Source organism: Spongiibacter sp. IMCC21906, assembly GCF_001010805.1.
GTDB lineage: Bacteria > Pseudomonadota > Gammaproteobacteria > Pseudomonadales > Spongiibacteraceae > Spongiibacter.
Map to the genome: position 1 here is coordinate 406,339 of NZ_CP011477.1, position 24,089 is coordinate 430,427.

Below are 24,089 nucleotides of genomic sequence, written 5' to 3' on the forward strand. Positions count from 1 at the left end.
CAAAAAACGGGCCCATTCCATGGGCTGCTTGCGCGACGGTATGGCTCTAATACTGCAATGCGTTGGCGGGAATGTCTAATCAATACCGAAGAATAGGCAACAATGCCAGGTTCAATATGCCCAACAACGACGGCAAATACCGCCGCTGCCAGCCAGTAATTATGCGACCTGAGCTTTACGCAAACTAGGTGTTTGCCAATGGGTGAAACCCGTCGCCTGACCCGTGTCGTAAAGCGTTTTACCCAGCACACTATTCACCACACAGGCTGCCCGCCATGCGGAAAGACTCAGCTGAGGCTCAGCAATACCGTGGGAGTGCCGTCCCATATTTAAAAGATAGAGCCGACTTTGTTTCTGGCCGGGTAGCCTTGCCGAAAAATCATCTTGGAGCTGTAGCTGGCCACCCTCGTCTCGTGCAAGTAGGTAGCCAATATCCCCCAAGCAGGCAGGCAGACACTCTTCCAATCCCGTACAGAGAATAATCATATCGGCATTCAATAACTCTGCATCGCCATTAAAATTATTTTGCAGAGCCAATTGATATTGACCGCTGTGGCTCAGCTTTTCCAAACAGCGTCCCGGATATAGCCCCAAGCGGGTGCCGTCTTTCTGCAAATGGGTGAGTTGATAAAATCGCTGGTACAACGCCTTTAAGGTGATAGGGGAGATACCGTCAGAAGCCAGCTTTTGCTCCCTAAGCAGTTTTGCACGTTGCTGGGTATTCCACTGTCGAAAGCAGGCAACGTAATTGGGTGTAAACCAGTCGTTGCTAAATGGCGTTTCATCCAAGGGCAAAAAATTGCTGCGGCGTGACACCCAACTAACCTCGGCTGGCTCACCCCAATGATGATTGAGCAGATTTAATACGATTTCGGCACCGGTTTGACCACCTCCAATCACCGCCACCCGTTTAGCCGCGACGTTTAGGTTTCGCTTGGCTATATCTATAGCATGAAAGCACTTTGGTGAAAGTAAGTGCTTACAGTTTTCTGGTACATACGGACGTTTCCCCGCCCCTACACAAAGCCGTCGACTACGAACCTGCCCTTCTGGCAGCTGCAATAAAAAGTGGTCGCCTCGGTCCTCCACAGATTCCACCGAGCTGGAAAACTGTAAATTGGGCAGCTTATTGGCCACCCACCCCAAGTAGTCTGCATATTCCTGACGACTCACCGCGTCCTGCTCTGCATTCATAAAATCATAAAAACGCCGCTTGGCCACCAAGTAATTTAAGAAGCTGTAGGGGTTGGTCGGGTCAACCGGGGTCACCAAATCTTTCAGATAGGAGGTCTGCATCATGGCATTAGGCAACATCAAGCCGGGGTGCCAATCAAATTGTTGCTTGGCCTCAAAAAACTGACTACGGCAGGCTTGGCCTTGTAGCAAGGCGGCAACAGCCAGATTAAAAGGACCCGCACCTATACCAGCAAAATCCAATATCTCACTCATATTGATACCTCCTTTAATGTTGTTTCAGAATCTGCTTTCAAATGGCAATCAGCGAGATACAGCGGGTTATCAACAAAGCCATCGACAATCGGTACTGGACGCTGGGCGCTGTCGCCATAACCCTCTTTAAGCCGCACCCGGTTGATACACACCCGTTCAATTTTGGCGGCAAATAAATTTAGCTCCGCAAAAACCGGAGCTAAGCCCGGATGCCGCCCCTGATAATCTCGCAACACCTTGGCAAGCTGTCGATAAAAATCCAGCTCCGCAATCACCCCTTCTTTTGCCAACTGAGCCGATAAAAAACGCAGCACCGTGACACAGTGGCCGGTGTAAAGATCGTGAATCAAATAATTGCTGGGGAGGCGCTTCACCACATCGGCACTTGCCGGTAGGCCCGCCCGCTCTGCAACTCCAGAGTCCAACACCCGCAGGTCGCCCTGAAAGTCTTTTAGTAACACACGTTTTGGACGGTGCTGCGCTAGCATTACTGTGAGGTTTTGGGCATGGGCCACTAATCCCACACCGTAGGCACACAGCAAATGATAAAGGGGCACCATGACCGCCGTGAACAACTCGGACAACCATTGCTCCGGGCGGATTCCCGATTCCTCAATCAATGCGGAGGCGATGGACTTTCCAGACTCGTCACACTGTAAGAGGGCGGCCATTAACATATGTCGCTCACCGGCTTTACAGTGGCTAGCGGGGCTTTGTCGCCATGTCGCGCCAAGCATTTCTTTATAACGATAAGGACTGGCATCAAGCTGATTGTGCAGCACTTGCGGAACATGGACCCCGGCGATTTCTTCCATCACTGCTGTTCCCCGCTGCTGCAACTCAGCATCTTTTGCACACAGCGAAGCCATCCATGCAGACAACTCAGGACCACAGTGAATAAAGTCGCCTGGAATGCCTCTAAAACAAGAGGTGTTTAAAATGGTTATCGGCAGTTTGATATGCAGCGCGCCGGGGCGATCATGATTGGACAAGGTACGTAATGACACCTGCGGTAAATATTCGTCGCCAACCGGACCAAGATAAATTAATTGCTCCGTGGCCAACAGGGCCGCGTAATGATGGCGAATATAGTGTTGCCACTGCCAAGGATGCACCGGCAAAGGTAAATAACCTTGTCCAATCAAGCTCTGTAACCTGGCTGCGACCGGATCGCCAGTGCTGAAACTGTCATCCAATAACGACGCCCAACCGAGCTCGACACCAATACCACTTACATAGCGTGGCGTCTACGGCCAACCATACCAAGGCCCGGGGCTTTGAGCATTCAGGCGCATAGCGCTGGTAGTCCTCTGCCCCCCAGCCAATCCTACCTTTGTTAACAATGGCTTTGGGGTGACCGTCCAACAAGCACTGCAACTGCTCGTCAGCCATAAACGCCATAGCTCTGGCACTATGATTTTTGCGGGCTTGGCGCAACAACATATCTGCCGCTAACGTGTTTGCGGTCTCATGTAGCAAGTTGCCTAAATCGGCATCACTGAGTTCTAACTCAGACTGGGCATTTACAAAAAATTGCCCGGCATCCAAAGCATCACCACCGGCTTGATTTTCTGCTTGCCTTGCTGAAGTGGATGTCATTATCAAACTGCCCGGATCAATATTGAGACGACCCCAAATTCCTTCATTGGCACTAAAGCAATATGCTCGACCTGATTTTAAGTGCAACGCATACTCACCCGGCTTATAGCTGACAACTGAAAGGGCTTTTTCGTAATGCAGCTCGGCAATACTCTTCGCAATTAGCGCTAGATTTACCTGTTTCCAAAGTGTCGAATCAATCATCCCAGCTTGGCCTCCGCAAAAAATCGCGTCCTATCACACAGCAAAAGCCGGGCGCGCTTATGAGGAAAATCAAATTCTTTATCTAAAGTCCAACCGGGTAATTTGGGAATATAACGAAGCAAAGCTTTGTTGTCGTAGCGAGGCTCGCCAACTAAACACTGGGTACGGGGCTCATCCAAAAACATAAAATGACTGATGCTGTGCATCCAGGCATAAAAATATTTTGTCCCTAAAAAGCGCTTATCACCTACTAATAAATGCACTCCTCGGTCATAGGGCTTGGCGTTATAATAGGGTCCTAAACGATCTTCCATTGCCCAGTAAACTTCAAAGTAAGCAAAGGGCTGATTGCCAAAACAGGCAATAACAGGTTGTTTATGCGGGTCAGCCAGGGTTTTTTGAAGATATTCCCGCTGCTGCGACTTGGGCCAGGCTTGCTCCCAAAATTCGGCCACTCTGGGTTGATTCATCCACTCGGTGAATATGTCTAAATCGCTATCTATATTGAGCAGTCGCAAGCTGATATCAAGATCAAGACTGTGAATATGGCGCCGATAAAGTTCGCCCTCTGGCAAAAATTTTCGTTGCGGGTGACGCAGGCCATTTTCTGCGGTTACCCATATCTCAGGGTGGCTGCCACCATTATCACCGCGATACCAAAGCGCCGCTGATTCAAAAAATGCACTGCGAGAGATTTCTTGATCACCAATTTGATCACTCTTGCTGCGAATGGACAGATTTTTGATATCTAAATTTCGACTAAATACCCATTGAGCAATATGATTAGATAGCTCGCGATGATTAAGACCATCAATGCTTGAGTTTGGCTCCTCATCTAAACTCACTGAAGCCACGCTCCCTATGATATCCATCTTTAAAGCATCTTCTAAAACACGATAAATTTTGGCCTGTTTTTCTTTGCTTGCAATACTGGATTTTTGGCTTGGTGAAAATGGGGCCTCCATGTTTAAGGCACTTACAGCAGACATAACAACTCCTTCTAACTTAAATCTTTAGCGGATTGGCCATAGGGTGATAGATGGCCAACGGGTCTTCAGTTGTACTTTCATTCATACCCACAACAGAACATAAGAAATTGCCCTTGGACCAAAGTTGATCTGACTCCAAAAGGTAATCAAAGCAACTCCGGTCCTGGCGTGGACCATTTCGAAGCGCAATTAAAAAATCTCGCATCTGCTGAAATAACTTTTTTTCTGAACAGAGGCCATAAGACGCCAAGGCAGAAACAAGACCAAAGCTGCTGTTGATGAAAAGGTAATAAACAAAAAGAAGATTCGCCATACGCTCATCTAAGGTGTTCTCACTGGCTCTTCCTAATTCGGGTAGTTCGGGTTTCAGCAAGGTAATGCCCAAATTACTATAGGCGGTGCCCTGACAATCTCTAAAATAAGCACCGCTTGGCAATAGCCTATCAAAACGGATAATGAGGTTTTGTTGGTGGGCGCCGTATAACAATCCGTAATCTGCTTGGGCAATCATCAAGGGTTCAACGACCCGTTCTAAATAACGCTGGAACCAGGTTTTAACGGCTTTTTCTATCGGTAAATTTTGGCTTATGGCAAATTGTCTAACCAAACGCGCTGCTCGACACTCTTCTGCATAAGGATGATCTTGAGTAAGCGTCGCCAACAAGCACACATTATCCGCGCTGGATCCTATAAAAGGATTTTCTCGAAGCAACACCAAGGTTTCTGGAATGCCTTCAGTGGCGCCTTTTGGCTTTAGCATGGCATAGGCAGGCTCAGCTAATATCTGAAAATATGGATAGCGACGGGAAAACTCTTGCCCCACCGTCGTATTTCTTATCCGGCGAACCTCCAAGCCGCGACGCATCTCCTTGGGTAGTAGCACGCGCAAAGAATTGGTTAAACGCAAACTAAGCGAAAACTTAAGCATATAATCGCTGTCTGGCGAATATATTGCCCGTAGTGACGAGGTTGCGCGCCAGTCATTACTTGAATGACCCAGCACATAAATATCACCACGTCCCAGCATGTCGTTAATAATGGAATGACGCTGCAGTTGCTGCCACTGCCACGGATGAGCGGGGAAAACGCTGTAATTATCTAATAATTCCGTCGCCGGATGGGTTGACTTGTCATTTCGCCATAGTTCATAAAAATCACCAGCTACCACTGCTTGCGCGTTACTACTTCTTTCACTTCCCCCTTCACTGCTTTCACCCACCCAACATTCGTTGGCGACAGCCAACCAAATAATCGAAAATTTCCCAGCAAATTCTGGCGCATAATGTATCGCCTCTTGGGTGGAAAGCGGCTCGCGGCTTTTTGGGACTGGATGAATTGAATGGCCGCAGAGCAGACCTTGCTCTGCTTGCTGAAAGTTTATTGACTCAGAAAACAGCTTATCAAGATCATCCTGACGATGAGCCATAACCTCCCGCATATTATCGATACTCTGGCGACATCGATTTAAAAATGCAGCACGCTGCCCGGCGCTAGCATCAGGGAAATAGCTGGACTCAGCCAATAGCTCAGCCATTGCATCCAGCAACGCAATCTCTTGCCAATCACCACCCTCTTCCACAATAAATAGCGGCAGTTTAAATTGATGCCGAGAATTACCACCGCGACTGGCCAATGGTAAATACAGCTTGCGGTGGCTTTCTGTGAGCGGCACTACCAGCAATAACTGCCGACTCTGCATACAGCTTACATATTGACCCGTCGCCGTTTCGCGTATAAACGCATTAAAAAAACTGTTTGCCGAAAGCTGGTCTGCACCATGCTTTACCGCTGATTCTCCGCTGTCGATAAGTGATAGCGGCAACCCAGACTGTCGTTGATCGGAATATGGCTGTGTAATAGTATTCATAGGCCAATCATGCTAATAATAACTGTTCTCATTTGCAACTACTGTCATACAATCCTAGTGCCTTTTGTGACCAAGCGCATAGAACAGCATTGCTTAGCAGCGCGATATAGCCTTGCAAGCTTGATCTTTTATACGCTTTGCCACAGGCTGCCCCGGCCTATCTACCACCCACAATGAGATGTTTCATGAATCAAGCCAGTTATGGCAAAGCATTAATCAAGCGGCTTAGCGCGCTGGTGATCACCATTGGCGCCAGCCAAATGATTATCCTCAGTCAAATCAGCTTAATTAGTGAGTATTGTGGGCTCAGCGTTGCCGAATTGGGAATGTTGGTGGCCATCGGCACGGCTTGCATTATGTTTGCCGGACCCTACTGGGGGCAGCGCATTGACAGACTAGGTGCCAAACCCGTTTTACGGTTTGGTTTAATCACAAGCCTTTTGGCCAATGTTGTTTTTGTTGGCGTTATTCTGTTGCTAGGTTTACAACGTTTAGATCCAAGTCTAGGTTTTGCTATCTTAATCTGCAGTCGCATCGTCAACGGCATTGGCGCCGCGGGTATTTATCCTTCCTGCCAAAGCTGGGGGGTAAGCCACACACCGCCAGAACAACGAATGAAGGTGCTATCGTCACTGTCCGCAGCGGTCAACATTGGTCGCGTGATTGGCCCGCTACTGGCGCTGCCAACATTGGCGCTGCTGTCTTTACTCAAGCAGTTCCCTCCTTCACTGCAACTCACCACCTTATTGTGGATTTTAATTCTGCCTCTCTTTGGTTTATGGGCACTGGGTGGCCTGCAAGGTCAGGCCGTCAATACCGACGATAGCAAAGAGTCAACGGCGAAAGAACCATTCGCTGTCACCCCGTATTTATTATTCTTTCTGGCCGCTTGCTGCACAATCACCGTATCCCAATTACAGGTGCTGCTGGGGCCAGTATTAGAAGATTTTTATCACCTTTCTGCACTGGCTGCGAGTAAAGGCAGTGCTGCGCTGTTAGTCGCCATTGCGGTTGTTGCTGCAACCATTCAGCTCACTGTTGTACGCCGAATTCGCTCTGCACGATTTGGACTCATCCTTGGGGGTAGCTTGCTAACTGTTGGATTGATATGCATGCAAGCATTGTTGGGTGGTTGGGGAGCGTTACCGGGCTTGCTGCTTATTGTCGCCGGAATAACCTTGATGATTCCGGCTTACACCAGCCTGATCAGCGCCAGCGCTGGAACCAAGCAAGGTCGTATTTTTGGGCAGCTATCGATGGTCCACACTGGGGGCTTTACCATCGGCTTTGGCTTGGGCAGCTGGTTGTACACCCATGTTCACAGCTTCCCTCTTATCGGGCTACTGAGTTCCGCAGCGCTGTTGATAGTGGTATTGCTAATATGTTTACAAAGCAAGCTCACCGCTGAGGGTGCAACACAGGAAGTCAATTAAGATATAGGTTTTGGTGCACCGCGTTCTGCCAAAAACAAACCGCTTAATACAAACAAAATCGCCAGCATATGAAACCCCTCCAGCGATTCACCCAATAGCGTCACCGCCAGCAATGAACCAAAAATTGGCACCAAATTAATAAAGAGGTTAGCGCGGTTTGGCCCGATCAATTCCACCCCGCGAATATACAGTGATTGAGCAAACAAGGATGGAAAGATGGCGATATACAGAACCACACCCCAGCCTTGCAGATCGGGCCAACGTCCATAGCCTGCGGTCCATTCATATGCCGCAAAAGGTATCGCGGTAATCAGTGCTGACAGCGCCAGAACAAAAATGGTCGAACGCCAATGTAATGCCGGCTTGTATCGCAGCGCCAAGGTATAACTGCCATACATAAACACCGCTATCAACATTAGAGCATCGCCGCGATTTAAATCTAGCTGCAGTAATGCCTGGGGATGGCCATGGGTCACCGTCAGCACGACACCAACCACCGTGAGCAAAAATCCCACTACCTGTAGCAAGGTAAAACGGATGTGAAATAGCAGCAGATTTCCCAAAAAAACCATCAACGGCATTGCTGACTGTTCAATGGTGACATTAATTGCGGTGGTATGGTTTAACGCCCAATAAAACAAGGCGTTAAACCCCGTAAACCCCACACCCCCGAAGACAAACATCAATGCCAGATGTCGACGCAGTATTGGCCACTCCCTGCGTACATCTCCCCAGGCAAAGGGCGCAATAAGCAGCACCGCAAATATCCACCGCAGCAGGGTCAGTAGCATGGGTGAGACATGCCCTGCGGCAAGCTTTCCTGCAACAGCGTTGCCTGCCCAAATAATGCAGACCGTTGTCATGACCAGATAGGGATTGCGCAAATAAGTATTCATAAAAACACATTGCAAGTTACCAAGGGTCGTCATGGTAAGCCAATGTGGCTGGCTCCGCACTTCTAGCCGCTAATTAAGAACAGCAATGCCAGCGGTTTACCCGCAATTCATAGCAACAAGCTTATTATTTTTGCAATGAAGCTACGGCATCGTGAATAGGTGTATCGCCGTCGGTTAGCTCAATAATGTTGCGTTTAATTTCGGGAGTATCGATAAGTGCCGCCAACATAGCTGCAACATTACCTCGGGCAACCGATCCATAAGGGATGGCAAAATTTGCATTCACCAAGCCATCACCCTCCTCACTAAGCAAGGTGCCAGGTCGAAGTATCACCCACTCAAGACCAGAGGCAACCAATGCGTTATCGGCTTGTTTTTTAACGCGCATATAATGTTCAAAGCCGTCTTTTCTGGGTTTGTCGCGGCCGGCATCCATAAATACAGAGACAAGATAAAAACGGGAGATTCCATTCGCCTTTGCTGCTGCAATGGCTTTAACAACACCCTCACCATCTATTGCCGTTGTTCGATCTAAACCACTGCCAGCCGCACCGGCGGTGAAAACAATCACATCACAATGCTTTGCCTCGCTTGCCAAATCATCGCTGGTCATCGTCATAATATCGCCAAGACAAGGCGTGGTACCGGCCTCGGACAATTGTTTGGCCTGTTCCGGTTTACGATGAAGGGCTGTGACGTTGTGGCCCGCTTTTATCAGCATAGCTGTCAGCCTAGAGCCGACTCCACCGGTTGCGCCAATAATAAAAACATGACTCATATATTGAACCTTTCGCTTTGGGTACCCTTTAAAAGTACTTTTTAAACCCGTATTTTCTCACCTGGCCTAACATGCTTTAAAAATTGAATTTAACGGCGCGGTCCATCCCAGCAGTATCTTCTTTATAGAAGCCACTACCGACGCAGGTCTTTGTATGCCTGATAGTGATGAACAGCGTAACCCAGGTAACTGCTGTGGTTTTGTGGAAGCTGACTATCTACGCTACGCAAAATTGACTCCATATTTGTGCTGCCCTCTTCACAAAAAGTAATTAACTCTGGTGGAATACACATGGTTTCTACACCGACCACCACTTTTTTGTTACGCGCTGTTGCATATCGCAGCTCGGCATCTGCATCATTTACTATACGTTGCTCCGTATCCCGATAATCCATCAACGCAACTCGATCACTGGCATCAATTACCCATTGGTGCAGCGGCCGCGACACACCAGAACGGCTAACATTAAAGCTATCCCACCACACTGGCATATCGACCACCAGCTGCAAGGCCACGTCAGCAGCACGCCCCTTGACCAAGGTGATTAAATCCACCAACTGATTAGCAACCCAAGCCCGCTGATTTTGCCACTGGGAAACCAAATGCGCTTCAATATCCAAATGAATTGCCGTTGGTTTAGCGTCCGGATATCGACGAGTGTATTCAACCGCTTGATCGACCAAATCTAACACTTCGTGATGATTGTCCCGCAACGCCCACTCAGGCTTGCCAAACATGAGCTCCACAGCAATACCCCGGGACTGAAACGTGCGGATAAATTCCGATAACATATAGTGGTTATAGAGCACCGGAATTCTGGCGTCGATATAGGCGGTATTCAGTTCTTTGTTAAGCATAAACGTCAGCAGTTCGGTTCGCTTCTGCACATCCAAAACCGGATCTGCACGCCACACCCATAATCCCTTCTGAGAGACATTACTGGAGGAAGTGCTGGGCTGACTGGTGCTGGCATTTAAATGACTGCCCGCAGTGGAATCCGTAATGTGTGGCGACGAAAAAAAGACTCGGTCAATACTGGCTTGGGCATTGAAATACGGCGCTGAATTTCCTTGGGCGATGCCGAAATGCACACTAGTGACATTGATCGCAGAATAACGAATATTGACCCGATACCAACCGCCGCCTATTTGAGTGATTGCTGCATTATGTTCGGCACTGCTTGCTCCAAGCGAGCCATTGAGTAAATCAAAATAACTGCGATGAATCACGCCACTTTTTCGAGTCGCGAGGTAAACCCAGCGACGCCCTGTGTCTTTAAAATACGCAGACAGTACTTTATTACCTGTTCGCTGTGCTGCAGGAACATCATAAATTAAATCGTGGCCCCCTTTATTAAACGCTCTTACGGAATAATATCGATCGCCATTTGGACCACTCTCTCCAGCGATCACGGATTCTATTTGAAATGGGGTTAATCCAGACAGCGGTTCTGCTATAACAATATTGGAAAGCAGAAAAATTATTGCCAGAAAAAATGATTTACAGAAAATGGTTCTCATAGGGACCGGGTCCAATCAGGTCTTGCAGCGCCTTCTTTTTATTTTCAGATACTAAAATCGGCCGCAATATCCAGCACATCAGCTGATTACATTGTGTTACCAGAAATTTAAAATCGGATGGATAAAACCAAGGGATCGACAAGGCGAAAATGTAGAATTTTACAATTATAAAAAGGCCCTAGCGCCTTTGTATAACTATCATTCCCGTAAGCCTAAAAACTTACTACCCTGTAGCGCAAGGGTGATTTATTATTTTTTCTCACGCTGTGTTGCAGGTCAAACTTAACGATTACCCCTAGTGTCGAGCTGTTCTATAACAGCAACATGTAAATTGACAAAAAAGTATCATACTTTGAAAGCTCTAACTTATTGATTTTATTACAGTGCATATTTCGTCAAATTCGAAAAGTATCATACTTAGGGAATCTCTGCACAACCCCCAAAATTTGAGATAATTTCGCGATCGCCCCTTTCAACCGGAATATAGCATGAGCCAACTGACTTTCGCCGAAGCCGAATACCAAAACAAGAAGCGCAAGACGCGGCGGGAGCTGTTCCTCGAGAAAATGGATGGCTTGATTCCCTGGGCGAAGTTGGAGAAGAAACTCCGCAAGCACTATCCCAAGGGTGAGAACGGGAATCCGCCGTACCCGCTGGCAATAATGCTTCGGGTCCACTGCCTGTAGTTGTTCTACAACCTCAGTGATCCTGCGATGGAAGATGCCCTGTATGAGATCGAGTCGATGCGCCGCTTTGCCGGGCTCCGCTTGTCTGATCGCCTGCCAGACGAGAGCACCATTCTCCGCTTCCGCCATTTCCTTGAGCGCTACAAGCTGGGCAAAGTGATCTTCGATACCGTCAGCGCACAGCTCCGCCAGCAAGGCCTGATGATGCGTGAAGGCAGAGGGGATCAAGGCCAGCATTCGCGCCAAGGTTGAGCATCCGTTCCGGACGATCAAGCAACAGTTTGGCTATGCGAAGGTTCGCTACCGTGGGCTGGCGAAAAACACTAACCGCCTGTATGTGTTATCGGCGTTTACCAACCTGCTGAGAGCGGAGAAATACCTGCCCTCATAGGGTAGGTGCGCCTGTAGTCAGCCAAATGGCTGCTTACAGGCTGAAATAAACCGCGGATTGCTGCGTTTTACGCCGCTGAAGCGGAAATTTGGCGATATTTTATGAAAGCGGGAGGTTGTGCAGACCTTCCCTAGGAGTTACAAGTAATCCTAGAAAAAGTTTAACCAACTTATTACAAAATGTAGCTGAAATTCCTAACTGCGTTATCGTCTAACCACAATGCTGAATAACGTAGAACATTTCTGTACGAGCATGGAATATGTCTATTCTGCATATTCCATGGGCAGGCACTCCACAACATCCCATCAAGGTAATCATCTATCAATATCGCGATGGCTTTACTCTTCAGTTTTAAACTGAGGAGTAAACTCCTACGCATGTAATTCATGTACATCCTTTCACTATCATATGGCTACATAGAAAAAGAATTTCAGCAAAGCTGACTGTGTCGATGTGCCTTCACAAACAAACTAGTGACTCTTGATATATATGTAGAACATACATATCAAGCCTTACGGTGATGGTCATCGATCTGATAAGCGTATACGAAATGCCAATTCCAAAATAAAGCCGGAGCTAACAAGATTGAAACGGTCTCTATGAATCACGTAACTAATTTATCCAATTAATAACGCAATTTCATCAAGAATAATCGGATCATCAATTGTCGCAGGTACATTAAACTCTTCTTTATCTGCAATTCTTTGTAACGTCGCGCGGAGTATTTTACCTGACCTTGTTTTTGGCAACCGTTTTACAACAATCGCTCTTTTGAAGAATGCTACTGGTCCTATTTCATCGCGAACCTTAGAAACAACTTCAGCAACAATATCATTATCCGCTCGCAGTGTTCCTGAATTTAAAACGAGCAATCCTAGCGGTATCTGCCCTTTCATTTCATCCTTAATTCCAAACACTGCGCATTCTGCAACATCTGGATGTTTAGAAATTACTTCTTCCATCTGGCCGGTCGATAGGCGATGGCCTGCTACGTTTATTACATCATCAGTCCGACTCATTATGTAAACGTAGCCGTCGCAATCTATATATCCAGCATCACCAGCGCTGTAATAGCCGGGGTATTCTGAAAGATATTTATCAATAAATCCTTGGTCATTCTTCCATAAACTTGGCAATGTTCCTGGTGGCAATGGCAGGCGAATTGCGAGTGCTCCCATTTTTCCCGACTCTGATTCGCGGCCGTCCTCCGCCAACACCACTACATCGAAACCCGGTACTGGCTTCCCTGACGAACCATACTTAACCGGTAACAATTCAATACCAATACAATTCGCGACAGCCGGCCAGCCCAACTCTGTTTGCCACCAATGGTCGATAACCGGTATACCTAATTGCCTCTCGGCCCACTGTATAGTGTCTGAATCTGCGCGTTCGCCTCCCAAAAACAAATGTTTAAGGCTAGATAGGTCAAAGTTTTGCGGCCCTTCACCCGCTGGATCTTGCTGCTTTATTGCCCTTATTGCTGTTGGTGCCGTAAACATAGCCTTAACTTTATGGCGTTCTATTAATCGCCAGTAAGTTGCCGCATCTGGCGTTCCAACCGGCTTCCCTTCAAACATGATAGCTGTAGCGCCGCGAATGAGTGGTCCGTAAACGATATAGGAGTGCCCAACTACCCAGCCGATATCAGAAGCCGCCCAAAATACGTCACCGGGATTAATTCCATAGACATTTTCGAGGCTCCAGTTCATGGCAACCATGTGGCCACCATTATCCCTTACCACACCCTTGGGATTCCCCGTAGTTCCAGAGGTATAGATTATATAGAGTGGATCAGTAGACTTAAGAGGCTCGCAATCACATGGATCACCACCTTTCTCTACATCATGCCAATTGAGGTCACGACCGGCTAACATTGTTACCTGCAACTCTGGTCGCTGCAAAATTATGCAATGCTCCGGCTTATGCATAGCTCGATTTATTGCCTCATCAAGCAGTGGTTTGTATGGGACTAATCGACCAGGTTCAATACCGCAAGACGCCGATAAAATGAGTTTTGGCTGGCAGTCGTCAATTCGTGATGCTAGCTCATTAGCCGCAAATCCCCCGAAGACCACCGAATGAATTGCGCCTATTCTGGCGCAGGCCTGCATTGCAACTGCAGCCTCGGGCACCATCGGCATATAAATTACAACACGATCGCCCTTACAGACTCCCAGCTCTTTAAGTGCACCTGCAAATCGACTAACTCGATGCAAGAGCGTGCTGTACGAAATATGCTCAATAGTATTGGTAACAGGGCTATCATAAATAATAGCAGTTTGATCGCCACGATTATTTTGTACGTGCCTATCTAGACTGTTGTAGCAGGTATTACATTCGCCATCACTGAACCACTGATAGAGTGGCGCCTGACTGTCGTCAAGTGTTATCGAGGGCTCCTTAAACCAGTCAATTGATTTGGCAGCCTCAGCCCATATTTTTATATTTTGTTGTTGATCCATTCCTATTTTCCAACTCAATATTAGTCATTAGCTCGAAAACCACACGCAACATAAAAATGATAAACGAATCTAGTTAACGAACTTTAAATTTAGGCTACCAATATCGCTTATTTCTAACGACATTTGATCACCAACTGAAACTGGCTCTAGCGGTACTAGCGACCCAGATAAAATAATATCGCCTTTACAAAGACTGATTCCATATTTTCCTAACGTATTTGCAAGCCACGCGACACACGTTAGGGGATTACCCATTGCCTCAATCCCGCGCCCTTCGCTAATAATTTGACCATTTTTGTAAACCTGCATATTGCAATTCACAAGATCTACGGTTCTTGGGTCAATCCGACAATCTTGATTAACGGCAAACAAACCACATGAGGCATTATCGGCAATAGTGTCTTGAATTTTTATTTTCCAATTATCAATTCTGGAATCAACAATTTCGAAACAAGGCATAACCCATTCCGTTGCGTTAAGAACATCCAATTCACTTACCCCTGGCCCCACCAAGTCGCTTTTCAACACAAATGCGATTTCACCTTCCGCGCGCGGTGCAATCATATTCGAAATATCTGCTTCGGATTCACACAGCATTTGATTAGTAAGAAAGCCAAAATCTGGTTGCGGAACCCCTAACATCTCTTGAACGGCCCGACTGGTAACCCCAATTTTTTTCCCTATGACCCGCTCTCCATCTGATTCACGTTTGCTAAGAAAATGGAGAGATATTTTATACGCATCATCTATACTTAAATCGGGATAGCGGTCGGTTATTGGCTCTATGGCGGCGCCGTCCTTTAAAGCGCCATACAGCTCGTCGCCAATACTCTCAATATAATTTTTAGGCATATCAATAATTCAACTCTAGATTAAACAAACTGCTTTAATACATTTTCCACTATGCTGAGCTGCGACCGCATCATTAATTTTTTCGAACGGAAATTGTTGACACAATTTGTTAAATGGAAACTTATTATCCAAATATAAGTCTACCAATGTCGGAATAAACTCATGAGGATCTGCATCTCCCTCACAAATCCCCTTAACTTTAATCCCCTTTAATATCATCGTTAAAACATCAAAACTTGCGGCGCTGGCCTCTGGCTTAGGCATGCCAACTAAACCTAGCGTGCCACTAAATCCCATCGCGCTAAATACGGCTGAAATCACCGACTGAATACCGCTAGTGTCTAGCGCATAATCAAAACCGCCAACAGCAATTTCCAATAAAGCGTCACTTAGGCTACTTACGTTATTCGGGTCGACTACATGAGTAGCTCCCAACTCCAGCGCTAACTCCCGCCGATTCTGATGTGGCTCAATAATAACAATTGGATTACAGCCCTGGACAACGGCTCCCAATACGGCACTTAGGCCCACAGCGCCACCACCTGAAATCACTACCGAGGTACCTGCCTTACAGGAAAAGGCGCGCATGATTGCACCTGCACCGGTTTGGATGCCACATCCCAGCGGACCAAGGAGATCCAAGGGTGCATCATTTCTAACCTTTACAACATTATCCTCGTACGCTAAGGCAAAATTAGCAAAGGAAGACTGGCCAAAAAAGTGGCCCGATATCCTCTTCCCACCAGAAGACAACGCGGAGCTACCATCAGCACGTCCACCCGACATATTTAGAGGTGCAAAGCTCTCACAATAACTGTAATTATCTCTGCTACAACTTCGACAAATCCCGCAATGCGAGTAAGATAAAACGACATGGTCACCAGGCTTAACAGAACGCACTTCACTACCAACCTTTTCTACAATACCCGCCCCTTCGTGCCCAAGAACGGCTGGCAGTGGTATAGGGAGCTGCTGATCTCGCGCGACAATATCAGTATGGCAAATTCCAACACCAACTATTCTTACTAATACCTCATTTTTTCTAGGTTCCTCCATCTGGAGGCTTTCGATAGAAAAATCTTTACCAGCTTCTCGCACAACTGCAGCATTGATTTCCATAATAAATCCTAGTTACGTAAAGTTTAATTAACAATAATAAAATCTTACTCTAGATATAAAAAAGCGACTTGTAACACCAAATTTATAACTTAATATTAAAGTCGCAAGCTGGGTGAAGTTTCAACACAACTAATTAATCACTCTAAAACTTAACTTTCTAACGACATGCAAACTGATTTTGACTCTGTGAACATGAGCACACCATCTTCACCAACTTCTCTACCTATACCTGACTGTTTGAAACCACCAAATGGCATTGCTGGATCAAGGACAAAATACGAGTTCACCCATACTGTACCGGCATTTATTGCACTAGCCATACGATGGCTGGCTTGACCATCTCTGCAGTAAAGGTTTGCACCCAAACCAAAGCAACTCTGATTCGCGAGTGCTATCGCTTCGTCCTCTGTCTTAAATTTCGTAGCCGTCAATACGGGGCCAAAAATTTCTTCATTAAACACCCGAGAATCAGGAGAAACCCCAGACAAAATTGTAGGAGCCACAAAATATCCTTGCTCAGGAATCTTACTATTAGCACTAATTGCTTCGGCCCCTTCTTCTTGACCAATCCTTATATAATTCTCAATCCGATCCTTCTGCTTTTTATTAACTACCGGACCAATCATTGTCTCAGCTGCCTGACCATGGCCAATAGGCAAGTTTTTAGCTACCTCCTTTATACCGGCAATTACTTCGTCATAAACTGAGTCATGGCAGAGAAGGCGAGACCCCGCAAAGCAGGTTTGTCCCGAATTAAAGAAGATAGCCATCGCGGCATCAGGGATCGCCTTTTCTAAATTTGCATCTGGCATAATGATAGTGGGCGATTTCCCGCCGAGCTCAAGGCTAACCCTTTTCAAATCATTTGCAGAGGTACGTAAAATGTGTTTTCCAACGGGAGTGGAGCCTGTAAATGCAATTTTATTCACATCCAAATGCGTAATTAACGCTTCACCAACGGTTTCACCCTTACCCGTAACAACATTCAGTACACCAGGGGGAACACCGGCATCTAACATTAATTCAGCCATACGCAATGTGGTTAACGAGGTAATTTCTGATGGCTTTAATACTACTGTACATCCCGCAGCCATTGCTGAGGCAACCTTCCAGGCGGCCATCGGCAATGGATAATTCCAAGGAGTGATCGCGCCAATCACGCCGACAGGTTGCCGAATTGTATATGCATGATACCGGCTCCCATCACCAGAAACTGGCAATGTTTTGCCATAGATCTTAGTACACCAACCCGCCATATAGCGAAACACTTCTACAGCTGTGGGCACGTCTACCATCAGAGCCAAATGCTTGGGCTTACCATTATCGTAGCTTTCTAGCAGCGCCAACTCGTCTGCATGTTGTTCCAACTTAAGCGCCACCTGCTCTAGCAACCGACTACGATCAAGCGGCCGCATTCTTGACCATTCTATCGATTCAAATGCTGCACGAGCCGATTTAACTGCGAGATCGACCTCCAACGCGCTCCCCGAAGCAATCTGAGCAAAAATATCACCGTTGGCGGGATTTTCCACAGCGAGTGTCTCACCCGACTGCGCGCTTACCCAACTACTGCCAATCAACATTTTTCCTGCAGGTGCTTTTATGTTATCTAGATTATACATCCCGTGTTTAATCTCCATTTTTATAATTGGATTTTCATTTCATTAATTGTGGCGAGAAAGACCATGGCTCGCGTCTAGAAATTTATCTGCATGAATATTGTTGGCAGTAACACCTAATGCACCAACCGTCTCCGATACAGCATCAATCATTGGCGGCGGGCCACATACGTAAACTTGCGTTTCACCACTTAAATACTGACTTGCCGCTGACTCTATCGCAGAATTTACAAACCCGCGCATACCTGTCCAATCGCTGTCTTCAGGTTCATTGGACAACACCGGTATAAACTTGAACGGACTGTCCCAAGATTTTTCAATCTCATTTATTCTATCAAGACAATAAAGATCTTCCCGAGTACGTGCGCCAAAGAACATAACACAAGGGCGCCCCTGGCTACTTTTTGCAGCTTGTTCTAGTAAACTCACAATAGGCGCCAACCCACTACCGCCAGCAACACAAACAATTGGGCCAAGACCTTCACGCAACCAAAAGTTTCCCGCAGGACCATGAACTTTAACTGTACCTTGATCCAACTTCCCGTCGAACAACATACCAGTGAATTCGCCGCCTGGCACATGACGAATAAACAAGTCTATCTCTCTACATCCCGCATCTTTAGGCGCCATCGCGAATGAATATGACCGCGCACCATATATAGCTTCGTGATGAATTTGAACATATTGTCCTGCATCAAAATGAATCGGCCGATCAAGCTTAATCCTTACGCGTTTGGTATCGTGGGTTAGATCTTCTATTGCAACAATTTGACCATCAAAATCTTCGGGAGGAGTAAGCTTTTTTATTTCAAAATCAGGGACGCTCAAGGTGACATCCGATTTCAACGCAGCCTGACAGGTCAATATAACGCCATCTTTAAGTTCTTGCCCGTTCAATATATAAGCAAAATTACTTAGCTCACGAATACGCCCCTGCTGCAACTTACACTTACATGTACCACAAGTTCCTACAGTACAACTATGCGGCATTGCATAACCTGCGGCCAAGCCTGCCTCTAGTATGGACTGCCCCGGCTTCACCGAGAAACTAACGCCTGACGGATTAATAGTTACACGGTTACTTGATGACTTTAAAAATCGAAATAACGACAAATCTCATAATCCTGTATATTCAATGTAAACGATTTTTTATAAATTCAAATTTCGCAATCACCTCTATATACATAGACAACCTTAATCTCAAGTTTGAATAGGTAGGCAACGCGAATCGATTCAACACTCAATGAAGGCTCTCAAGAATCTCTTTGGTTAAATTATCAGGTGAAACCAAAACAGACAACTCATTAAAAATATCGAATGAATCCAATAAAAGCGTTCCATTTCCAGCGAGGGGCAAGGGAGACGATATTAACGGAATTGGCGGTAATACTATAAGCGATGAAGATAGCAGCGTCCCACCTCCGCTGAGATACGTAACTATATCGGAAGGTCGATCAAATAAAACCTCGACCCCAGGTATAAAGCCAAAAATCAACGTTGAACCAATTGATGACGGGACCTGAGCGCTAGGATCTCCAAGAATACCTTCTACTGCACCAATAAGTAGCCCCCCCCGATCTAACAGAAAAGGTATATCGGTCAATGAAGATTGTATATTTTGTAGACTCAATGTACCCGTAGATACATTGCCAACAATAGGAATTTCACCTAATTGTGGAACTAGAATTCCACCTAATTGTTGAACTAGATTCTGAGAAAATGTATAGAAACTCATAATAGACAACACCATAAACAATAATGCCTTTTTTATTTTATTCATCGTCTAACTCTCCACTAATAGTAAATTTAACTCTAAAACTAACTGTTTTTATTAGAGCTTTTCATATTATAAATACAACATGACTGCTATAGCAGAACATCAAAATTCCATTTAATTCGCATTCCATATGTCATAGGCGGAGCTAAGGTAACTGATCTTCCAAAATCATGTTGTAATATTGCGCTATAATAATCTTTATCTTTTATGTTATTTACAAAAGCAGTAAGCTGAATACCGGTAGGGTTATAAAAATATGAGACTCTTGCATTCCACAATTCATACTGATCCTGCACATAGAATTCTGAGTTTTGCGGAGTAGCGTAAAATCCACTGTTATAATAATAGTCCAGACCTAGCTCGATATCAGAATTATCAGTAACGCCAACGAACTGATTAACTGACATACTTGAACTAAATCTCGGAGTTCGAACTACTCTGTTGTTGGTAAAATCTCGAGAAGTATCGCCCACGACACCGTCTGGCCCAAAGTACAATCCAGTATCATCGTCAAATCCAGCACCATTTTTATAATCGGTGTATGTCGCGTCAATATAAGTTGCATTTCCCGCTATAGCCAAACCGGGATTGAGGACCGGCATTGGCTGCCACATAAAATCTGCTTCAGCACCCTCCGTCTCTGCTTCTCCTGCATTATCAAACCGGACAATGCCTCCGGAAGTAATCGATAGAACTGCAGTCAGAAGATCTTTTGTTTCCGTTTTAAAATAAGCTGCATTTAAACGAAGATTGCCATCAAATAGATCGCTTTTCACACCGATCTCGAAGGCTGTCACCTCCTCCCTGTCGACGCTCTCTGGACTGGAGAAGAAATTCACAATATTGTAAGTTGGGCTTTTATATGCACGCTGAAGCGATGCGAACATCTGCACTTGGTCTGCAGGGAAATATTGAACAGATACCTTAGGAGAAAATGTTTTATCCTCAACATCATCAACCTCGAACTCTGCCAACCTTACATTCCTGGAATAATCATTTCCCTCGAAGTATGAAGCCGGCGGCGGTGTAGGAAGGGTGTTTACCAAATCCAAGTAGCTTTCACTGATACCTCTTGTTTCCTCTTGATAACGTGCACCAAGCGTAAGCGACCATTCACTGTTAAATGACCATGTGCCCTGGAGATAAGCAGAATTTGACTCCGTTTCTAAAATTCCCGCAGCCTCCAATATTATATCTTGGTTTTGATTTACGAGAAGATCACTTACTATTTCTGGTAACCCAACAACATTTGAAACGAAGCCTAGGGCATTCAGAGATAAAAGCAATCTCCCATAACCTCCCTCCCCTTCTAGCCGATAAAGTCCCGCCACCCACTCAAGATTACTGCTTAGCCATGAGTCTTCGTTAGACAACAACTGAAGCTCATAGGTAGTTTGCATATTATATTGATCGTACGATGAGAATGTTGCTTGACTATTTTCTGATGAGTCAAAGTCGTACTGTGTCCAATCGACGTCCATATTTGTGTCTGCATAAATAAATTTCAGATCAACTGGACCTGGACTCCAATCTACGATAAGTCCGTATAATGTGCTTATATTTGCGCTTCCACCGTCATAGTTATGCTTAAAATCTCTGTCTTCTTCTTCTGCAGGAACACCCCCCGCTAAAATTGCGCTTGGGCGTGAGTTTTCCTGGCTCATCAATGATTTTCCATTAAATTGATTGATATAAGACCCTATGAAGGTTGCACTTATAGTATCTGAAATATCCCATTTTAATTTCAGTCTTGCTCCCTCTGAAAATTCATCTCTTATGGGCCCTGGCTCACCATTAACTATAGCTAAGTTTTTCCCATACGGATCATTTGAATCCTTGAATAACGCAACCGTCGCACCCAGACTGCTTGTTACCATTCCCCCCATAAACAATTGATATGATTCTGAATTGTATTTACTTTTTTCGGCCTTTAAATTACCTATAAATTCTTCACTAGGATCTGCCGTTACAATACTAATTGCACCACCTGTTGCGTTACGACCAAACAATGTGCCTTGCGGGCCCTTTAATACTTCCACACGCTGTACCGGCCCAAGGGAATCCATTTTTCCTTGACTCGCAGGTAAATTAATCCCATCAATATAAGTAGCTATACTAGGATCAGTATTAGCTAGAAATGCATCTGTACCAACTCCTCTTAAATAGATAACTGCGTATCCATACGTATAGGTAAAGGTTAATCCAGGTGTGATTCTAGCCAAGTCAGCCGTATTTTCTATACCAAAAGCATCTAGTTTATCTTCACTAAATGCCGTAATCATTATTGGGACATCCTGTGAATTCTCTTCTCTCTTTTGCGCGGTAACCATAACCTCTTCTATTAGCCTGCTAGATCGTCCAATCTCATCGGAAATCGCTAGTGACGAAACATATATCGAACAACAGACTGCCATAAATTTCTTCATAGTTTAACCCTTATTTTTATAATTAATTTAATAATACTAACATTATTTTTATTTATTTGCTGATATCGTTAGTGCCAGATCTTCGATCATATCTTCTTGACCACCGACCGTGCCGCGCCGTCCCAATTCAACCAATACATCGCGAGCCGAAATGCCGTAGCGCTGCTCGGCGCGTTTAGCAAATAGCAAAAACGAGCTGTAAACACCGGCGTAGCCAAGCGTGAGCGCATCCCGATCAATACGAATCGGGCTATCCATCATGGGTACGACGAGGTCTTCCGCCACATCCATGATTTTGTATAAATCTATGCCGGTTTTCATATCCATACGTTGTAAAACCGCGACCAACACTTCTAACGGGGTATTGCCTGCCCCAGCGCCAAGCCCAGCTACTGAACCATCAATCCGCGCCGCACCCGCGTTAATGGCGGCAACCGAATTAGCCACGCCCATCGCAAGATTGTGATGACCGTGAAAACCAATCTCGACGTTATCTGGCAAGCCATTTCTAAGCGTTGATATTTTCTCGGTGACTTCTTCTGGCAACATAAAGCCCGCCGAGTCTGTGCAGTAAAGACAGTTAGCGCCGTAGCTCACCATTAGCTTTGCTTGTTCTAATAAGGCGTCTGCAGAAATCATATGCGCCATCATCAAAAAGCCAACAGTGTCTAAACCCAGCTTTGCTGAGTAGGCGATATGTTGCTGAGACACGTCAGCTTCTGTGCAATGAGTTGCGACTCTTAAGGTGCTTACGCCACAGGCCTGCGCCATGCGAATGTGGTCAACCGTACCAATTCCCGGCAATAGCAGGGCCGACACTTTTGCCTGTGTCATTTTGGGGATAACCGCATTGAGATATTCTTCGTCGCTGTGCGCCGGAAAACCATAGTTAACCGACGCGCCACCCAAGCCGTCACCGTGAGTGACTTCTATTAGCGGCATACCCGCAGCGTCTAATGCCGTTGATACCGCAACCATTTGCTCAATGGAAATCTGATGGCGTTTTGAATGCATGCCATCGCGCAGGCTCATGTCATGCAATTTCACAAATTTATTTGTCATACTCTGCACCTTTCACTGGTCGGCTATTACAAGGTAGCGGCGTAAATTATTAGGCCGTAATAGCACTCGCTTCCGCGAGCTTTTGGGCAATCATTTCCGCTGTGCGCAATGCTGCCGCCGTCATGATGTCGAGGTTGCCCGCATACTTAGGCAAATAATCACCCAGCCCCTTAACTTCCATATACATAGAGACACGCTGGCCATCAAATACCGGCCCATTCACCAAGCGATAGCCCGGTACATAGCGCTGCACTTCACTTACCATTTCATGCACCGATGCGGTAATGGCGGCTTGATCCGCCTCGCCTTCAACCAAGCAGTGAATGGTATCGCGCATAATGAGTGGTGGCTCAGCAGGGTTAATCACGATGATCGCCTTACCCTGTTTCGCGCCGCCTACCTTCTCCACCGCGCTAGCGGTGGTACGGGTAAATTCATCAATATTGGCGCGAGTACCCGGACCAATTGAACGCGAAGATACCGTGGCTATAATCTCGCCGTAACTAACCGCTTGCACCCGCGACACCGCCGCCACCATCGGAATAGTCGCTTGACCACCGCAAGTGACCATATTGACGTTTTGAATATTGCCTTGGCTTAAGGCGTCTAAATTAACGGGAGGAATACAATAAGGGCCAATGGCTGCAGGTGTGAGATCGATCATCGTCACCCCAAGCTCATTCAGTTTGCGACTGTTTTCCGCGTGGACATAGGCAGAGGTCGCATCGAAGGCGAGAGTAATACCATCTGCTTTAATAAATGGCAGCACGCCATCCACGCCCTCTGCACTGACTTTAATGCCCATTTCTGCAGCGCGTTTTAGACCGTCGGACTCGGGGTCTATACCCACCATCCACACCGGCTCAACCCACTCCGAACGCAGCATTTTTATCAACAAATCGGTACCGATATTACCGGGACCAATAATGACTGCTTTCAGCTTCTTATTCATATTTC

General features: G+C 46.1%; 18 protein-coding genes and 1 pseudogene. 2 read left to right on the plus strand and 17 right to left on the minus strand.

Features of this window, described 5'->3' with window-relative positions; genetic code table 11:
- Window positions 1-159 precede the first annotated feature (159 nt).
- From IMCC21906_RS01850 to IMCC21906_RS01865, 5 genes are read right to left on the minus strand one after another with little or no spacing between them, the layout of a single operon-like run.
- Window positions 160-1,449: a lysine N(6)-hydroxylase/L-ornithine N(5)-oxygenase family protein gene (locus IMCC21906_RS01850; protein WP_047010740.1), complete on the minus strand. Its 1,290-nt coding sequence runs from the start codon at window positions 1,447-1,449 to the stop codon at window positions 160-162.
- Entirely contained in the window at window positions 1,446-2,645 is a 1,200-nt protein-coding gene (locus IMCC21906_RS17140; RefSeq protein ID WP_052763313.1) for an IucA/IucC family siderophore biosynthesis protein, read from the minus strand. Before IMCC21906_RS17140 ends, IMCC21906_RS01850 begins: the two co-directional genes overlap by 4 nt.
- Window positions 2,638-3,252, minus strand: coding sequence for an IucA/IucC family protein (locus tag IMCC21906_RS17145; protein ID WP_052763314.1), 615 nt, complete (start codon window positions 3,250-3,252; stop codon window positions 2,638-2,640). The genes IMCC21906_RS17140 and IMCC21906_RS17145 overlap by 8 nt, the downstream gene beginning before the upstream one ends.
- Window positions 3,249-4,241, minus strand: coding sequence for a GNAT family N-acetyltransferase (locus tag IMCC21906_RS01860; RefSeq protein ID WP_052763315.1), 993 nt, complete (start codon window positions 4,239-4,241; stop codon window positions 3,249-3,251). Before IMCC21906_RS01860 ends, IMCC21906_RS17145 begins: the two co-directional genes overlap by 4 nt.
- Before the next feature lie 16 nt (window positions 4,242-4,257).
- Window positions 4,258-6,108: an IucA/IucC family siderophore biosynthesis protein gene (locus tag IMCC21906_RS01865; RefSeq protein WP_047010741.1), complete on the minus strand. Its 1,851-nt coding sequence runs from the start codon at window positions 6,106-6,108 to the stop codon at window positions 4,258-4,260.
- Window positions 6,109-6,293: 185 nt separating this feature from the next.
- On the opposite strand from IMCC21906_RS01865, the gene IMCC21906_RS01870 reads away from it, so the two are divergent.
- Window positions 6,294-7,541 carry an MFS transporter gene (locus tag IMCC21906_RS01870; protein WP_047010742.1) on the plus strand — a complete coding sequence of 416 codons (1,248 nt, stop codon included), beginning with the start codon at window positions 6,294-6,296 and terminating at the stop codon, window positions 7,539-7,541.
- Here the strand turns inward: IMCC21906_RS01870 and IMCC21906_RS01875 are convergent.
- The 3 genes from IMCC21906_RS01875 to IMCC21906_RS01885 all read right to left on the minus strand — a co-directional run bounded on the left by IMCC21906_RS01875 (window position 7,538) and on the right by IMCC21906_RS01885 (window position 10,735).
- Window positions 7,538-8,437: a DMT family transporter gene (locus IMCC21906_RS01875; RefSeq protein WP_082117308.1), complete on the minus strand. Its 900-nt coding sequence runs from the start codon at window positions 8,435-8,437 to the stop codon at window positions 7,538-7,540. The two genes, IMCC21906_RS01870 and IMCC21906_RS01875, sit on opposite strands and share 4 nt — an antisense overlap.
- A 124-nt stretch (window positions 8,438-8,561) precedes the next feature.
- On the minus strand, window positions 8,562-9,215 hold the full coding sequence (locus IMCC21906_RS01880) for an SDR family oxidoreductase (protein WP_047010743.1): 654 nt from the start codon (window positions 9,213-9,215) through the stop codon (window positions 8,562-8,564).
- 134 nt (window positions 9,216-9,349) lie between these two features.
- The gene (locus IMCC21906_RS01885; protein ID WP_047010744.1) at window positions 9,350-10,735 is read right to left on the minus strand and encodes a hypothetical protein; all 1,386 of its coding nucleotides are present in this window, start codon (window positions 10,733-10,735) and stop codon (window positions 9,350-9,352) included.
- 488 nt (window positions 10,736-11,223) lie between these two features.
- On the opposite strand from IMCC21906_RS01885, the pseudogene IMCC21906_RS16560 reads away from it, so the two are divergent.
- Window positions 11,224-11,812 (plus strand): annotated as a pseudogene (locus IMCC21906_RS16560) (transposase).
- Window positions 11,813-12,429: 617 nt separating this feature from the next.
- Here IMCC21906_RS16560 and IMCC21906_RS01895 read toward each other — a convergent pair.
- The 9 genes from IMCC21906_RS01895 to IMCC21906_RS01935 form a co-directional block, all read right to left on the minus strand.
- Complete coding sequence (locus tag IMCC21906_RS01895; protein ID WP_156165963.1) at window positions 12,430-14,277, minus strand: propionyl-CoA synthetase; 1,848 nt, start codon at window positions 14,275-14,277, stop codon at window positions 12,430-12,432.
- 69 nt (window positions 14,278-14,346) lie between these two features.
- Complete coding sequence (locus tag IMCC21906_RS01900) at window positions 14,347-15,129, minus strand: fumarylacetoacetate hydrolase family protein (RefSeq protein ID WP_047010747.1); 783 nt, start codon at window positions 15,127-15,129, stop codon at window positions 14,347-14,349.
- Between the two features lie 15 nt (window positions 15,130-15,144).
- Entirely contained in the window at window positions 15,145-16,248 is a 1,104-nt protein-coding gene (locus tag IMCC21906_RS01905; protein WP_047010748.1) for an NAD(P)-dependent alcohol dehydrogenase, read from the minus strand.
- Window positions 16,249-16,397: 149 nt separating this feature from the next.
- Window positions 16,398-17,870 (minus strand): aldehyde dehydrogenase, encoded by a 1,473-nt coding sequence (locus IMCC21906_RS01910; protein WP_197085932.1) that lies wholly within the window; start codon window positions 17,868-17,870, stop codon window positions 16,398-16,400.
- 42 nt (window positions 17,871-17,912) lie between these two features.
- Window positions 17,913-18,980: a 2Fe-2S iron-sulfur cluster binding domain-containing protein gene (locus IMCC21906_RS01915; RefSeq protein WP_047010749.1), complete on the minus strand. Its 1,068-nt coding sequence runs from the start codon at window positions 18,978-18,980 to the stop codon at window positions 17,913-17,915.
- Between the two features lie 127 nt (window positions 18,981-19,107).
- Window positions 19,108-19,647, minus strand: coding sequence for a hypothetical protein (locus tag IMCC21906_RS01920; RefSeq protein WP_047010750.1), 540 nt, complete (start codon window positions 19,645-19,647; stop codon window positions 19,108-19,110).
- An 86-nt stretch (window positions 19,648-19,733) separates the two neighbouring features.
- Window positions 19,734-22,070 (minus strand): TonB-dependent receptor, encoded by a 2,337-nt coding sequence (locus tag IMCC21906_RS01925; RefSeq protein WP_047010751.1) that lies wholly within the window; start codon window positions 22,068-22,070, stop codon window positions 19,734-19,736.
- 48 nt (window positions 22,071-22,118) lie between these two features.
- Complete coding sequence (gene dmpG / locus IMCC21906_RS01930; RefSeq protein WP_047010752.1) at window positions 22,119-23,132, minus strand: 4-hydroxy-2-oxovalerate aldolase; 1,014 nt, start codon at window positions 23,130-23,132, stop codon at window positions 22,119-22,121.
- Between the two features lie 49 nt (window positions 23,133-23,181).
- Entirely contained in the window at window positions 23,182-24,084 is a 903-nt protein-coding gene (locus tag IMCC21906_RS01935) for an acetaldehyde dehydrogenase (acetylating) (protein ID WP_047010753.1), read from the minus strand.
- Between the last annotated feature and the right edge of the window lie 5 nt (window positions 24,085-24,089).

Excerpts from the sequence above, each read along its gene's own strand:
- IMCC21906_RS01850 (WP_047010740.1), bottom strand. The coding sequence starts at position 1,449 with ATGAGTGAGATATTGGATTTTGCTGGTATAGGTGCGGGTCCTTTTAAT.
- IMCC21906_RS01870 (WP_047010742.1), top strand. The coding sequence starts at position 6,294 with ATGAATCAAGCCAGTTATGGCAAAGCATTAATCAAGCGGCTTAGCGCG.
- IMCC21906_RS01875 (WP_082117308.1), bottom strand. The coding sequence starts at position 8,437 with ATGAATACTTATTTGCGCAATCCCTATCTGGTCATGACAACGGTCTGC.
- IMCC21906_RS17145 (WP_052763314.1), bottom strand. The coding sequence starts at position 3,252 with ATGATTGATTCGACACTTTGGAAACAGGTAAATCTAGCGCTAATTGCG.
- IMCC21906_RS01865 (WP_047010741.1), bottom strand. The coding sequence starts at position 6,108 with ATGAATACTATTACACAGCCATATTCCGATCAACGACAGTCTGGGTTG.
- IMCC21906_RS01880 (WP_047010743.1), bottom strand. The coding sequence starts at position 9,215 with ATGAGTCATGTTTTTATTATTGGCGCAACCGGTGGAGTCGGCTCTAGG.
- dmpG (WP_047010752.1), bottom strand. The coding sequence starts at position 23,132 with ATGACAAATAAATTTGTGAAATTGCATGACATGAGCCTGCGCGATGGC.
- IMCC21906_RS01910 (WP_197085932.1), bottom strand. The coding sequence starts at position 17,870 with ATGTATAATCTAGATAACATAAAAGCACCTGCAGGAAAAATGTTGATT.
- IMCC21906_RS01885 (WP_047010744.1), bottom strand. The coding sequence starts at position 10,735 with ATGAGAACCATTTTCTGTAAATCATTTTTTCTGGCAATAATTTTTCTG.
- IMCC21906_RS01860 (WP_052763315.1), bottom strand. The coding sequence starts at position 4,241 with ATGTCTGCTGTAAGTGCCTTAAACATGGAGGCCCCATTTTCACCAAGC.
- IMCC21906_RS01895 (WP_156165963.1), bottom strand. The coding sequence starts at position 14,277 with ATGGATCAACAACAAAATATAAAAATATGGGCTGAGGCTGCCAAATCA.
- IMCC21906_RS01925 (WP_047010751.1), bottom strand. The coding sequence starts at position 22,070 with ATGAAGAAATTTATGGCAGTCTGTTGTTCGATATATGTTTCGTCACTA.
- IMCC21906_RS01900 (WP_047010747.1), bottom strand. The coding sequence starts at position 15,129 with ATGCCTAAAAATTATATTGAGAGTATTGGCGACGAGCTGTATGGCGCT.
- IMCC21906_RS01920 (WP_047010750.1), bottom strand. The coding sequence starts at position 19,647 with ATGAATAAAATAAAAAAGGCATTATTGTTTATGGTGTTGTCTATTATG.
- IMCC21906_RS01905 (WP_047010748.1), bottom strand. The coding sequence starts at position 16,248 with ATGGAAATCAATGCTGCAGTTGTGCGAGAAGCTGGTAAAGATTTTTCT.
- IMCC21906_RS01935 (WP_047010753.1), bottom strand. The coding sequence starts at position 24,084 with ATGAATAAGAAGCTGAAAGCAGTCATTATTGGTCCCGGTAATATCGGT.